This window comes from Sandaracinus amylolyticus (assembly GCF_021631985.1).
In the GTDB taxonomy this organism is placed as follows: Bacteria; Myxococcota_A; Polyangia; order Polyangiales; family Sandaracinaceae; genus Sandaracinus; species Sandaracinus amylolyticus_A.
Genome location: NZ_CP070225.1, coordinates 9,290,918 through 9,303,462, shown reverse-complemented (window position 1 = coordinate 9,303,462; position 12,545 = coordinate 9,290,918). Strand labels below are relative to the sequence as shown.

The following is a 12,545-nucleotide window of genomic DNA, read 5'->3' as shown; positions in this document are numbered from 1 at the left end:
CCTCCGCGCGTGATCACACGGCTGCGCGCCCGCGGGAATCGACCCTTCGTCTACGGCCATCGAGGCGCGTCGAGGCGCGCGCCCGAGAACACCCTGCGCGCGTTCGCGCTCGCGCTCGACGAGGGCGCCGACGGGATCGAGCTCGACGTGCGCCTCAGCCGCGACGGCATCGTGATGGTCGCGCACGATCCCGATCTGCAGCGCGTCGCGAAGCGCCCCGAGCGCGTCGCCGATCTCGATGCCGCGACCCTCCGCACGATCGACACGGGGGGCGACACTTTCCCGACGCTCGACGACACACTCGATCTCACCCTCGCGCGCGGCGCGCTCGTCAACGTCGAGCTCAAGGGAGACGTGCCCGACCGGCTCGCCCTCGCGCGCGCGGTCGCGAGCCTCTTCGCGCGGCGCAGGCCCAACGAGCGCGAGCGCATCTTCGTCTCCTCGTTCCGCCCCGAGATCCTCGTCGCGCTCCGCGCCCTCCGCGCGCGCGTCCCGCTCGCGTTCCTCTTCGACGCCCAGCACACCGGGGAGGTGCGCGGCGCCGTCCTCCGCCGCGTCACTCCCTCCGACGGGCTGCATCCTCATCACTCGCTCTGCACGCCGGGCGCGATCACGCGCTGGCACGCGCGCGGGCGCTTCGTGAACGCGTGGACGGTCAACGCGCCCGATCGCGCCCTCGCCCTCGCCGCCGCGGGGATCGACGGGCTCATCACCGACGATCCCGCAGCCCTCGTGGCAGCGCTGGGGCGTTGACGCGCTATCAAGGCGCGTGCCGTTGCCACCCACGCCGTACTTCACTATATACGCCGCCCTGAGCCGGACCGGCCGCGCGCGCCCTGCACGCGGAGCCCCGTGTCCGCGCTCCGAAGGACATGCGTGGCAAGGCGACGGAGAAACGAAGACGCGTTCTACGAGGAAGACAACGAGCGTGACGATCACGTCAAGCTCGACGGCGTGATCTCGAACGTCTACGCCGGTGGTCAGTTCGAGGTGAAGACGGACGCAGGCGCGGTCGTGCGCGCTCAGCTCTGCGGCCGCATGCGCAAGTACCGCATCCGCGTGATCCTCGGCGATCGCGTGACGGTCGCGCTGAGCCCCTACGACCTCACCCACGGGATGATCGTCTACCGCGCGAAGTGACCCGCACGCCGCGCATCGCGCGGCGCGGATGGATCGCGCGGGCCCGACGGTTTCCCGCTTCTTCTCCTCTCGACGGCTCGCCTCGAGCCTCGCCGCCCCGGCGAGGTGGCGAGCGCGTGCGCCCTCAGCGCACTCGGCGGATCTCCGAGATCCCCAGCCGGTGCGGCTCGGTGACGTCCTCCTCGAGCGTGCCGACCCAGACGCGATAGAGCCCCTCGGGCCACGCGGCCTCGGCGACGTCGGGCACCTCGCGCGTCCCCACGTCGCACAGGAAGCGCCCCTGCGGCGTCAGCACGATCAGCGTGAGCTCCTCTTCGCGATCGCCCTCGGCGTCGACCCAGAGCTGCAGGAAGTCGAAGTCGCTGCGCAGCGTGATCGCGTGCGTGGGCCGCGCGGAGATGTGCCCGCGGCACGTCCCACCGAGCGAGGTCGCGTCGATGGGCCCACCGGCGGCGCCCGCGATCGTGCGCGGATCGGGGAGGAACCCGCGCTGCAGCCGGATGCCTTCGTGGGTGCCCTCGGTCGCTTCGACGTCGAGTCCGAGATCGCGCGCGAGCGCCTCGCCCTCGTCCCACGTCGAAGCCTCGCCGATGCCGGGCCTCACGCTTCGGGTCTCGGTGATCCGGAGCTGGTAGTCGCCGCTCGTGCCGAGGGTCTTGCCGCCGATCCACACCTCGACGCGCCCCGACGTGAAGATGCCCTCGACCGCAGGATGCGGCCCGAAGCGATCGTCGCTGCACAGCCACTCGCCGCGCGCGGTGCGCACCGCGAGGACGAGATCGACGTCGGCGGTCGCGAAGAGGCGCAGGTACCCGAAGCGCGTGTCGAGCGCGAGCACGTGGCTCGGCGAGGTGCCGACGAAGCCGGTGCACGCGGACGCGAGCTCGCTCGCGGGGCGCGTCGCGGTCGCGCGTCCTTCGAGCACCGCGGGGTCGGGGATGAACCCGGTGCGCAGGTGCACCGCGCCCTCGAGCTGGGCGCGCGCGCTCGCCTGCATCAGGAGCAGCGCGACGAGGAATGGAAGCGCACGGACGAGAGAGCGGAGCATCGACGATCAGATCGTACCGTGCTCCTCGTCCGACGGCAGCGGCTTGCCTCCGAGCCGGTTCAGCAGGTCGATCGCGATCTCTCGCCGCGTGATGATCTCGTGGCGCGTCGCCGCATCGCTCGCGTGGGCGAGCTCCTTCTCGCACTGCGCGAGCGCGTGACGGGTGCGCGCGATCGCCTCACCGACGAGATCGAGCTCGAGGAAGTGACGCGCCTGCTCGAGCAGGAGATCGATGCGCTCGGTCGGCGTGGTGACGTCGCGGGTGCTCATCGCCACGGCAGATAGGCACCGATCAGCGGCAGAGCACGACCGCGGCGGGACGCCCGTGCACGCCGACGATCGTCCAGCCGATCGGGATCGGCGTGGTGGTCTGCGGCGTCGACGTCGCGGTGATGTCGTTGAAGACGAGGGCCTGCGCGTAGCACTCGCGGTAGGCGCGCGTCTGCGCGTTCGCGCGCAGCGCGAGGCCGGTGCCGATGCCGAGCGTGAGGCCGAGCGCCGCGATCGCGGCCATCCATCTGCGTGCATGCATATGCACGAGGTGGTGCACGCGGCTATCGCTTGGGGCGCCCCGAGCGTCGCTCGAAGTACGACACGGTGTCGGGGCGCACGCAGAACCAGAGGAAGTACACGTCGAACGCCACGCGCGCCCCGAGCGAGAGCATCTCGGGCCCGGTCATGTGGCGGCGCACCACCGCGAACGCGATGCCGCCCATCACGAGCTCCATCAGCGCCCCCGTCATGAGGAGGAAGCGCGCCCAGTTCTTCCCGGCCCAGAAGAAGTAGACGATGAGCAGCGAGACCCCGAGCGGGATCATGTAGCAGCCGGCGATCGGCGCGTTCGATCGAGCCCAGAGCCCGATCGAGAGGATGTCGAGGCCCGCCAGGATCAGGACGAGCAGATCGAGCCCGTGCGGCGGGCCCCCATCGCCCACCGCGCGCGACCACGGTCGCTTCTGCGCGTCGCGATCGAACGCGTCCTTCGGAGGCGGCGCGGCGAACGCACCGGCGACCGGCGGAGGCGGCGGGGCGAACGAGCCGCGCTGCGGAGGGTCATGCATGGATGCATGGCTCGCGGGCTCCGCCATGCGTGGATGCATGGGCTGCTCGAAGTGCTGCTGCGCGCGCGGGTCGGTCGGGATCTCTTCGCTCGCGTCGAGCCTGACCCAGGTCTGCTCCGCCTCGTCGACGACCTCGGGCGCGCGCGGCATCGGCGCGCCCGCGCCGTGGATCGGCGGCAGCGGGCGCAGATGGCGATCGAGCATCGCGCCGCACACCTGGCAGCGCACGAGCTCTGCGCTCGCTTCTTCGAGCCGCGCCGCGCCACACGCCGGGCAACGCGCCGCGAGCCCGTACTGGCTCATCGATGCCGGAACGCGCGCTCGTACGCGTCGAAGGGACCGACCGGCGCTTCACCGGTCCACGTGAACGCGAAGTCGCGGCGCGGGCGCGAGTTGCCCACGCGACGATCGGGCTGGCGCACGCAGCGACGGATCGCGTCGGTCACCGAGCCGAGCCCGGGGATCGTCGCCGCCTCGAGCGGCTCCGCGAGACCGACGCCCGGCAGGTGCTTGCCCGCCTCGAGGATCGGCGGCGCGCGCAGCGAGTCCCAGAGCTCCTCGACGCAGCGGCGGATGAGGTGCTCGCCGAAGTTCGTGATCTCCGTGTCCTCGTTGACGAAGACCGCGCGCCCGGTGCGCGCGACCGACTCCGCGATCGCCGGCCAGTCGTAGGGATGCAGCGAGCGCAGGTCGATCAGCTCGACGTCGATGTCCTCGCGCGACAGCACGTCCGCCGCGCGCTTCGCGACACCGACCATGCGCCCGTAGGTCACCACCGTGACGTGCTCGCCGCGGCGCACCGTCTTCGCCGCGCCGATCGGCACGAATTCGAGCGCGGTCTCGGGCCACTCGGGCTCCCAGCCCTCGCGCTGGCCGATCGGTGCGTCGATCATCTTCCCGAGCGCGCGCGGGTCCTCGGGCTCACCGGGGATCATCTCGTCGGGCCCCGCGGCCTTCACGCGCATGAGCGCCTTCGGGATCAGCACCATGACCGGGTTCGGATCCTGGATCGCCGAGAGCATCAGCCCGTACGCGTCGCGCGGGTTGCTCGGCATCACGATCTTCCAGCCCGGGATGCGCGTCGCCTGCGCGTCGAGCGAATGCGAGTGGTAGAGGCTGCCGTGGATGCCCGCGCCCACCGGCGTCATCAGCACGAGGGGCACGTTCCAGTCGCCGTTGCTCGACCACAGCGTGTTGCCCGCGAGCTTCAGCAGGTCGATCGTGTTGAACGCGTAGTCGCAGAACTGGATCTCGGCGACCGGCTTCTGGCCCGCCATCGCGAGGCCCATCGCGGCGCCCACGATGCCGCGCTCGTCGAGCGGCGAGTTCCACGCGGTGCGCAGGCCCTGCGTCGCGGTGAACACGCCGCCGAGCGGCGGGCCCACGTCCTCGCCGAAGATGTCGGTCACGCCGAGCTTCGTCTCGCCGACGTGCAGCGCGAGACGGACTGCCTGGACCATCGTTGCCATCGCTGATTCTCTCGATGCACGACGGGGCCCTCTCGGGCCCCGTTCGGTTCACTGGTGGTCGTTCGCGATCACGTCAGGAAGCGCTGCCGCTCTTCGACGCCTTGGTCGTCGGGAACGAGCATGCCGGAGCCTTCCAGAGGCGATTGTCGTGGGGCACCTTGCGGGCGCCCTCGCCGACGATGTCGCGATCCGTGAAGACGTGCTCCCAGACCGACGCCGGCTCGGGCTTCGGCTCGAGCGAGACCGTCTTCGCCGCCTCGAGGAGGAACTGCTCGTACTCGGCGCGCAGCGAGTCGCACTCGTCGCTGGTGCGCAGGTGGCGCGCGACGAGCTTCTTCTCGATCTCGGTGACGCAGTCGAACTCGGTCTCGACGTAGTTCGAGCCGCTCGAGCTCGAGTGACCGTAGAGACGCGAGACGTACGCCTCGAGGAGGAACGGCTTCCGCTCGCGACGCACGTAGCGCATCGCTTCCTCGAGGCCGCGGTACGCGCTCTCCGCGTCGTTGCCGTCGATCGTCGCGGTGCGCATCCCGAACGCCTTGCCGCGATCCGCGATGCGCTGCTCGCCGTGCTGCTCGTGGCCCGGCGTGGAGATGCCCCAGCCGTTGTTGGTCACGATGATCAGCATCGGGAGCTCGAAGCCCGGGCGCGACGCCCAGACGAGGCAGCTCGCGAAGTCGCCCTCGGCCGTGCCCGCGTCGCCGCCCTGCACGATCGTGATGCCCTCGCCGCCCGCGCGCTTCTGCGCAATCGCGGTGCCGATCGCGGTCGCGTACTGCACTTCGATCGGCGAGGTGATCGGCGCGACGTTCCACTCGCGCTTGCTGTAGTGACCGCAGAAGTTGCGACCGCCCGAGTAGGGATCGGTCGCGACGCTCTTCATCTGCCGGAGCGCGTCCACCGGATCGGCGCCCATCGCGAGCAGCGTCGCGCTCGAGCGATAGTGCAGATGCAGGTAGTCGTGATCGAGACCCTGGCCCTTCTTCGCGAGCAGGCCGAGCGCGACGTTGAACGCCTCTTCGCCGGGCCCGCCGATCCAGAAGTAGCCGTCCCCTCCACGCTGCATGCGGATGAGGCGCTCCTCGAGACAGCGCGCCTCGACCATGCGCTCGTGCATGCGCAACAGGAGCTCCGCGGGGAGCGGCTCTGCGCGTGCACGTAGCGTAGCGAATGGCGCAGGAAAGCCGCTCGGAGACGTGTGGCTGAAGTCCGCCATACGTCGACCTCTACCACGCATTTCCGGCCTCGTCCGTCGAGAAACATTGACGCGCCTCACGCCGCACCGCGTCGTGCGCGTCACGAAACAGGACGGAACGAGTGCCGTTACGGATCGCGACGCAGTGCGTCGTCGTCGTGTCGATCGCCACCCTGCGCGATCATCTAGGCACTGCGTGCTCGCGAGCTAGGCGGGCGAGACCTCGACGATGCCCTTCTTGCGCAAGCGAATCAGCGCGAGCAGCGTCTCGAGCTCGCGCAGCGGCGAGAGCAGCGTGAGCGCCGCCACGCTGCGCGGCTTCTGTGCGAGCGCGTCGAGCAGCGCCTGATCCGCGCTCGGGATCGCGGCGGAGGGCGGGCGGGCGATGCGCACCACGTCGGTCTTCGCGAGCTGCGCATAACAGGCCGCGAGGTGGGCGCGCTCGGTCTGCTCGAGCAGGCGTCGCACCCGCGTGTCGGCGGGGCTGCTCGCGAGCAGCGAGCGCAGCACGTGCGCGGCCTCGGCGAACTGCTCCTCGCGCACCAGCACCGCGGCCTGATCGATCAGGGTCGCCGCGAGATCACGTGCGCCGGGCAGCGCGCCCTCGACCTCGACGCAGCCGATCGCGCGCAGCTCGTCGACGCGCCGCAGCAGCGCGGTGCGCGAGAGCCCGAGCACGAGCTGCATCTCGGCGAGCGTGGGCGTGCCCGAGCCGAACGGACGACGTGCTTGCTCGAGGATCGCCGACTGCACCGCGCCGAGCTCGTCGTCGGGCGCGGTGCCGATCGCGCGCAGGCGTGCAGCGTCGTCGGGGTACGTCGACGCGAGGCGCGGCCACTCGTCGAGCTGGCGCAGGCCTTCCATCACGAGGAAGCCGAGCGGCACCGCGAGCTTCACCGCGTCGGACGCGGTCGTCGTGAGATCCGAGACGTCGCGGAGCGTGAAGCGGCCCTGGGTCTCGAGGAAGAGATCGAGCAGCGACTCGATCGCCGCGGCGCGCAACCCCGGGCCCGGTGCGTCGGGCGTTCCGTCGGACGCGAGCACGCCGCGCACCGTGGGCATCGAGCTCGCGACGACCTCGCGCTCGTGGGTGATCATCCACGCGCCGAGCCCGCTCTCGCGCTCGATCTCGATCCGTACGTTCCGCCGCGCCGCCTCGGCCCACTGGAGCACGTCGGTCAGCGGCATCGTCGCGAGATCACCGCGCAGCATTCGAAGGTCGACAACCTATCACGAAGGGGACGGCTGATCTGATAACGTTCGTCGCGTCGTGTCCTTGATCAATCCGCTCGCTCGCGAGATCTCCGCGAAGATCGTCTATTACGGGCCCGGTCTGTCGGGAAAGACGACGACGCTGAAGGCGATCTACGACGCGGTGCGACCCGAGCGGCGCGGTCAGCTGCTCACGCTGGCGACCGAGGGCGACCGCACGATCTTCTTCGATTTCCTGCCGATCACGGTGAACCAGGTGCAGGGCATGGGAGTGCGCTTCCAGCTCTACACGGTGCCCGGTCAGGTGTTCTACGAGGCGACGCGACGGCTCGTGCTGAACGGCGCCGACGGCGTGGTGTTCGTCGCGGACTCGCAGCGCGCGGCGCGCGACTCGAACCTGCAGTCGTTCGAGAACCTGCAGCAGAACCTCGAGGAGATGGGGATCGACCTCGCGCGGTTCCCGTTCGTCGTGCAGTACAACAAACGCGACCTGCCGGACCTGATGTCGGTCGAGCAGATGCGCGCGGACCTCAACGCGCTCGGCGCGCCCGAGCACGAGACCGCGGCGAACGCGGGCGTGGGCGTGCTCGAGGCGCTGCGCGACATCTCGGGGCTCGTGGTGCGCTCGCTGTGGAACGAGCTGCCGAAGAGCGCGCCGCGCGAGACGCCGGCCGAGCACCTGCCGCCCTCGCCCGAAGCGGCGGCGATGCAGTCGGTGCGCCCCCGTGGCATGGCGGGCGGGATCGTCGCGGAGCTGCAGCGCATCGTGGACTCGGGCGAGCACGAGGCGTTCACGCTCAACGAGTCGACCGACGTGGTGCGCGCGGCGAAGACCGCGGTGCCTCCGCCGATCGCGTCGCCCGACGTCGGCATCTCGTTCGCGCCGCTCTGGGAGGGCGCGGACACCGCGACGGTGGTGGAGATCGAGGACGCGATCCGGCAGGGCTCGCACAAGCACGCGCTCGAGCTCTCGGCGCGCGCATTGGCGCGACTGCTCGAGTCGCTGCCTGGCACGCTCGCGAACGAGAGCCCGATGGCGAAGGCGGGCCTGCTCGGGCTCGACGGGCGCGAGTACCTGCGCTTCTGTCGCCTCGTGCTGATGCCGGAGAGCGCGGTGAGCGACAAGGACGCGCTCTTCGCGCTCTACATGCTCATCTCGGCGAAGCTGAAGGCCCAGGCGATCTGAGAATCCAAGATCGGCTCGCCCGCTCAGGGCCCTCCCGCCCACGTGCTCCGCACGCTCCCGTGCGGGCCCTGCGCGAGCGAGCACTCCAGCTGGACTGAGCGCGGAAGGAAGCGCGGCGACGCGCGTAAGGTCCGCGGTGAGCCACGACCACGAGCTCGTCGCGCGACAGCTGCGCGACCTGGCGATCCTCGACGAAGCCCACCGCGCCACGAGCCGCACGAGCGCGATCACCGGGCTCGTGTTCCTCGCGATCGGGCTCGCGTTCCCGGCGATGAAGATCGCGGCGAGCGCGGCGCTGAGCGTGACGTGGAGCCCGTTCCTGCAGCGCGCCGCCGACATCCCGATCTGGGTCGTGGTGATCATGGTCGTGTGCGGCGGCGGGATCGGCGTGTTCGGGCTCGTGAACGCGTGGAAGCTGCGCGCCGCGGGCTCGCCGGTGCTCGCGCACCTGCGTGCGAGCAGCGACGATCCGCTCGTCGACGTGGTGTGTCAGGTCGTGGTGAACCGCGGGCATCGCACCGCGTACTTCGACTTCACGACGCGGCGCGGGCGCGTGCTGCGCGAGGTCGTGCTCGGTGCGCTCGAGCCGCGCGTCGCGGAAGCGACGTCGGTGTGCGTGCCCCGTCGCCGCTGATCACTCGTCGCGCTCGAGCGGCTCGGGGAAGAACGGGACCTCGATCGGTCGCAGCGCGTGATCCAGCTCGCCCGAGGGCACGCCGAGCTGACCGAAGCGGTTGTCGCCCCAGCACAGCACACGATCGAAGAGCGAGACGCACGCGTGCGCTTCGCCGCAGGCGATCGAGCCCGCGTCGTCGACGTCGAGGACGCGCACCGGGGTGGTGCGATCCTCGAGCGTTCCGTCGCCGAGCTGACCGCGATCGTTCGCGCCCCAGCACCACACCGCGTCGAGCACCGACGCGCAGGTGAAGCCCGGCGCAGGCGGCACCGCGAGCGCTCCGTCGTCGTCGATCTCGAGCGCACCGCCGCCGCCGACGCACACCGATCGCACCGGACGATCCGGCAGCCCGATCACCGCGGTCGGTGCATCGTGATCGCGCGCGAGCCCGTCACCGAGCTGGCCGCGATCACCGCGGCCCCAACAGCGCAGCGTCGAGCCGTCGCGCAGGCACGAGTGCTCCTGACCGATCACCACTTCGAACGAGAACGTCGTCGGGATCTCGATCGCGATCGAGCCTTCGGTCCACGGGCCGGGCTCGAGACGACCGCCCGGCGGTGCGCTCCCCCAGCACTCGATCGTCCGCGTGCCGCGCGCCACGCCGCAGCTGCGCATCCCTCCGGCGATCATCGCGATCCCCTCGAAGCGCCGTGGTGGATCGAGCGCGGGGCCCGCCGCGGGATCTCGACCGTCCCATGCGCCGAAGCAGTACGTCGCCTCGATCATGGAATCGACGAAGCGCGGCGAGCACGTGTGGAGCGCGCCCGCCGTGAGCCCGAGCCCGAGCTCGGTGCGCACGACGACCTCGCCCGGCGAGCCGCCGACGACGCGAGGCTCGCCCCAACAGGCGATCTCGAGCGCGTCTCCGACGCAGGTGTGAGCGGCGCCGAGCGCAGGCGTGCGAGGTCGATCCGAGATCCCGAGGACACGACGCGGCGCGAGCTCCCGCTCCGGAGCATCCGGCGCGACCTGGCCGCGATCGTTGGAGCCCCAACAGAACACCTCGCCGGACTCGGCGGCCGTGCACGTGTGCCGTGCGCCGGCGACGGGCGCCCTGAACAGACAGAAGTCCGCATCGCACTCCGAGGGCGCGCGAGGACGCGGCCACCCGTCGCCTCCGTCGGATGGCTCGTACGACCAGCTCGGCGTCGGATCGCAGCGGAACGACGTGCCCTCGCACGATGCGAGCGCGATCGCGATCACCACGAAGCAGGTCACGCGCGTGCGGCTCACAGATCGATCCTCAGTCCGAGGTTGGGCGCGACGATCGGCGGCGCGCGATCGGTGTTGCACGATGTCGGGATCCCGTTGGGGTCGACGGCGCAGGTGAGCGCGATCGCCTCCTGCGAGAACGTCACGTTGAGCCACTCGATCGAGACGCGCAGGCGGGCCCATCCCGCGTTCCACACGTACGCGATCGACGCGTCGAGCCGCGCGAAGGGCGTGACCTCGCGCTCGACGCGCTGGAAGAACGAAGGGACCGTCGAGAAGTCGCGGTAGGCGAACCCACGCGGCCCTCCGCTGCGGAAGTGCACGCGCGCGCCGACGCTGAGACCGGGCACGATCTCCCAGCGCGCGATCGCGTTGAGCACGTGCCGCACGTCGTAGCTCGGTCGCATCGCGAGCTCCCACGGGCCACCGAACGAGATCGGATCGAGCTCGCTCCACGAGAGCGTGTACGAGATCCATCCCGACACCCGCTCGCGCGGCGCGATCGCGACGAGCGCCTCGCCGCCCCACGAGAGCCCGTTGGTGCGCGGCACGAGCGAGGGCGGCGGACAGAACGCGCCCTCGGGGCCCTCGAGCAGCGGGTCGCACGCGCCGCGATCGTCGAGGAGCGTGAGGAAGTCGGAGAACACGAGGTCCTCGTAGCGATGCACGAAGAGCTGCAGCTCCGCGCGGAACGATCCGAGCTCGAAGGTCGCGCCGCCGTCGAGCTGCATCGCGGTCTGGAGGCCCGGCGCGAGGACGAGATCGTTGGTGCCGGGGACCGGCAGGTAGTACGTCGGTGGCTGGCGCGCGACGCCCGCGCCGACGTGCAGCGTGAGCTCGGGGATCACGCGCCACGCGACGCGCACCCGGGGATCGATCGCGCCCTCGAGCCGCTGCGCGAAGATCCAGGTGTCGAAGCGCCCGCCCACGTCGATCGTGAGCTCGGGCAGGAGACGCAGCGTGAGCTCGGTCCACAGCGCGGCGGTGCTGCGCGTGAGCGCGTCCTGGATCTGCGGGTTCCAGTCGTTGCGCAGACCGACCTCGGGGTTGCGACCGAAGCTCGCGAGCACGTCACCGCCGGCGCGCCACGTGAAGAAGCGGTCGTGCAGCCCGCCCTCGACGCGCGCCGCGACGTGACCGGTCTCGGCGCGGGTCGCGTGCTCGAGCCCGCCGAAGTAGTCGGTGCGGTCCCACCCCGCGCGCAGCGCGGCGAGGCCCGAGAACGCGCCGGCGCGACGGCGGATGCGCACCTCGGCGCGATGGAACTGGATCTCGGCGTTCGTCGCGCGACCCGCCTCGCTGCTGTACGCGAATCGATCGTAGGAGCCGAGCGCGACGACCTGCACGTCGTCGTGCGCGTCGAGCGGCACCGTCGCGCGCAGCTGGTAGTCGCCGAACCCGAGCTCGAGCCCGGGCACGAACGCGGCGGCGATCAGCGAGCTCCATCCGACGCGCAGCGCACCGGCGAAGCGACCACCGCCGGGCAGCGGCGTCTCGACGTAGCCGCTCACGTCGAGCAGGCGCACCTCGATCTCGCCGTGGGTGCGATCGAGCGGCGCCCGATCGTCGGGGCCCTCCGCGAGGATGACGCCGCCGATGTGACGCCCCCAGCGCGCCGGCGCCGCGCCCGCGTGGAGCTCGATCGCGCCGAGCATGCGCGGATGCACCACCGCGGGCCCGAGCGCGAGGTGGAAGAGCTGCGGCATCGGGATGCCGTCGTAGACGTAGAGCGTCCCCGCGGGCGGTGAGCCGCGGATGAACGCGTAGGGCACACCGTTCGCGATCGGCACGACGCCGGGGAGCGACTCGATCGCGCGCAGGGGATCGCCCATCGAGCCCGGGGCATCGCGCGCCTCGATCAGCTCGAGCCGCCGCACCGCCGGCGCGACCGGCGAGATCTGCGCACGAGCGCGGAACGGCGGAGGCTCGCCCGCGCGGCGCACCAGGCGCGCGACGTCGTCTTCGACCGGGAGCGCGGGCGGGTCGACGACGGGATCCCAACGGATGCGCACCCGCGATGCGATCGGCGCTCCGTCGCGCAGCGCGGGCACGAAGCGCGAGCGATCGAGCGCGACGTGCGCGGCCTCGCAGAGCGCGAGCGTCGCGTCGCACGACGCGAGCGCCGCGAGACCGTCGACATCGACGATCGCTTCGATCGAGAGCTCGCTCTGGTGGTGCGCCGGCAATGGCTCGAGCTGCGCGATCGAAGGTGGCGTGAGCTCCTGCGCGTGCGCGCGCCCCGCGACGAAGATCGCGAGACACACCAGGACGCGAGCGGGAGCAGGAGAGCGCATTCGGGACGGACAACGACTGTGCGCACGCGCGCACGGGAATCGAGCGCCGCAT

The 12,545-nt window shown here is 71.3% G+C and carries 14 protein-coding genes; 4 read left to right on the top strand and 10 right to left on the bottom strand.

The window, feature by feature from the left end; genetic code table 11:
• Positions 1–9: 9 nt before the first annotated feature.
• A complete protein-coding gene (locus I5071_RS39610) occupies positions 10–753 on the top strand; it encodes a glycerophosphodiester phosphodiesterase (protein WP_236518570.1) in 744 nt (247 codons plus the stop codon).
• A gap of 123 nt (positions 754–876) precedes the next feature.
• Positions 877–1,140, top strand: a complete 264-nt coding sequence (gene infA / locus I5071_RS39605; protein ID WP_053237533.1) for a translation initiation factor IF-1 — start codon at positions 877–879, stop codon at positions 1,138–1,140.
• A gap of 124 nt (positions 1,141–1,264) precedes the next feature.
• Here infA and I5071_RS39600 read toward each other — a convergent pair whose 3' ends face one another.
• The 8 genes from I5071_RS39600 to I5071_RS39565 all read right to left on the bottom strand — a co-directional run bounded on the left by I5071_RS39600 (position 1,265) and on the right by I5071_RS39565 (position 7,125).
• Positions 1,265–2,188, bottom strand: coding sequence for a hypothetical protein (locus tag I5071_RS39600; RefSeq protein ID WP_236518569.1), 924 nt, complete (start codon positions 2,186–2,188; stop codon positions 1,265–1,267).
• Positions 2,189–2,194: 6 nt separating this feature from the next.
• Complete coding sequence (locus I5071_RS39595) at positions 2,195–2,458, bottom strand: hypothetical protein (protein WP_236518568.1); 264 nt, start codon at positions 2,456–2,458, stop codon at positions 2,195–2,197.
• Positions 2,459–2,480: 22 nt separating this feature from the next.
• Positions 2,481–2,702: a hypothetical protein gene (locus tag I5071_RS39590; RefSeq protein ID WP_236518567.1), complete on the bottom strand. Its 222-nt coding sequence runs from the start codon at positions 2,700–2,702 to the stop codon at positions 2,481–2,483.
• Positions 2,703–2,742: 40 nt separating this feature from the next.
• Positions 2,743–3,552, bottom strand: a complete 810-nt coding sequence (locus I5071_RS39585) for a hypothetical protein (protein WP_236518566.1) — start codon at positions 3,550–3,552, stop codon at positions 2,743–2,745.
• A complete protein-coding gene (locus tag I5071_RS39580; protein WP_236518565.1) occupies positions 3,549–4,718 on the bottom strand; it encodes an alpha-ketoacid dehydrogenase subunit beta in 1,170 nt (389 codons plus the stop codon). The genes I5071_RS39585 and I5071_RS39580 overlap by 4 nt, the downstream gene beginning before the upstream one ends.
• 73 nt (positions 4,719–4,791) lie before the next feature.
• On the bottom strand, positions 4,792–5,835 hold the full coding sequence (locus I5071_RS39575) for a thiamine pyrophosphate-dependent dehydrogenase E1 component subunit alpha (protein ID WP_236518564.1): 1,044 nt from the start codon (positions 5,833–5,835) through the stop codon (positions 4,792–4,794).
• A 109-nt stretch (positions 5,836–5,944) separates the two neighbouring features.
• On the bottom strand, positions 5,945–6,085 hold the full coding sequence (locus I5071_RS39570) for a hypothetical protein (RefSeq protein ID WP_236518563.1): 141 nt from the start codon (positions 6,083–6,085) through the stop codon (positions 5,945–5,947).
• Between the two features lie 35 nt (positions 6,086–6,120).
• Positions 6,121–7,125, bottom strand: a complete 1,005-nt coding sequence (locus I5071_RS39565) for a DUF4388 domain-containing protein (RefSeq protein WP_236518562.1) — start codon at positions 7,123–7,125, stop codon at positions 6,121–6,123.
• A gap of 58 nt (positions 7,126–7,183) precedes the next feature.
• Here I5071_RS39565 and I5071_RS39560 point away from each other — a divergent pair, with 58 nt between their 5' ends.
• Both I5071_RS39560 and I5071_RS39555 read left to right on the top strand, forming a co-directional pair.
• On the top strand, positions 7,184–8,311 hold the full coding sequence (locus tag I5071_RS39560) for a GTP-binding protein (protein ID WP_236518561.1): 1,128 nt from the start codon (positions 7,184–7,186) through the stop codon (positions 8,309–8,311).
• Positions 8,312–8,447: 136 nt separating this feature from the next.
• Positions 8,448–8,945 (top strand): hypothetical protein, encoded by a 498-nt coding sequence (locus I5071_RS39555; RefSeq protein ID WP_236518560.1) that lies wholly within the window; start codon positions 8,448–8,450, stop codon positions 8,943–8,945.
• Here the strand turns inward: I5071_RS39555 and I5071_RS39550 are convergent, their stop codons facing one another.
• Together I5071_RS39550 and I5071_RS39545 are read right to left on the bottom strand one after the other, a co-directional pair.
• Positions 8,946–10,220 (bottom strand): RCC1 domain-containing protein, encoded by a 1,275-nt coding sequence (locus tag I5071_RS39550; RefSeq protein WP_236518559.1) that lies wholly within the window; start codon positions 10,218–10,220, stop codon positions 8,946–8,948.
• The gene (locus tag I5071_RS39545) at positions 10,217–12,463 is read right to left on the bottom strand and encodes a TonB-dependent receptor domain-containing protein (protein WP_236518558.1); all 2,247 of its coding nucleotides are present in this window, start codon (positions 12,461–12,463) and stop codon (positions 10,217–10,219) included. Before I5071_RS39545 ends, I5071_RS39550 begins: the two co-directional genes overlap by 4 nt.
• Between the last annotated feature and the right edge of the window lie 82 nt (positions 12,464–12,545).

Coding starts and splice junctions, on each gene's coding strand:
- I5071_RS39600 (WP_236518569.1), bottom strand. CDS start 2,188: ATGCTCCGCTCTCTCGTCCGTGCGCTTCCATTCCTCGTCGCGCTGCTC.
- I5071_RS39595 (WP_236518568.1), bottom strand. CDS start 2,458: ATGAGCACCCGCGACGTCACCACGCCGACCGAGCGCATCGATCTCCTG.
- I5071_RS39590 (WP_236518567.1), bottom strand. CDS start 2,702: ATGGCCGCGATCGCGGCGCTCGGCCTCACGCTCGGCATCGGCACCGGC.
- I5071_RS39585 (WP_236518566.1), bottom strand. CDS start 3,552: ATGAGCCAGTACGGGCTCGCGGCGCGTTGCCCGGCGTGTGGCGCGGCG.
- I5071_RS39580 (WP_236518565.1), bottom strand. CDS start 4,718: ATGGCAACGATGGTCCAGGCAGTCCGTCTCGCGCTGCACGTCGGCGAG.
- I5071_RS39575 (WP_236518564.1), bottom strand. CDS start 5,835: ATGCACGAGCGCATGGTCGAGGCGCGCTGTCTCGAGGAGCGCCTCATC.
- I5071_RS39565 (WP_236518562.1), bottom strand. CDS start 7,125: ATGCTGCGCGGTGATCTCGCGACGATGCCGCTGACCGACGTGCTCCAG.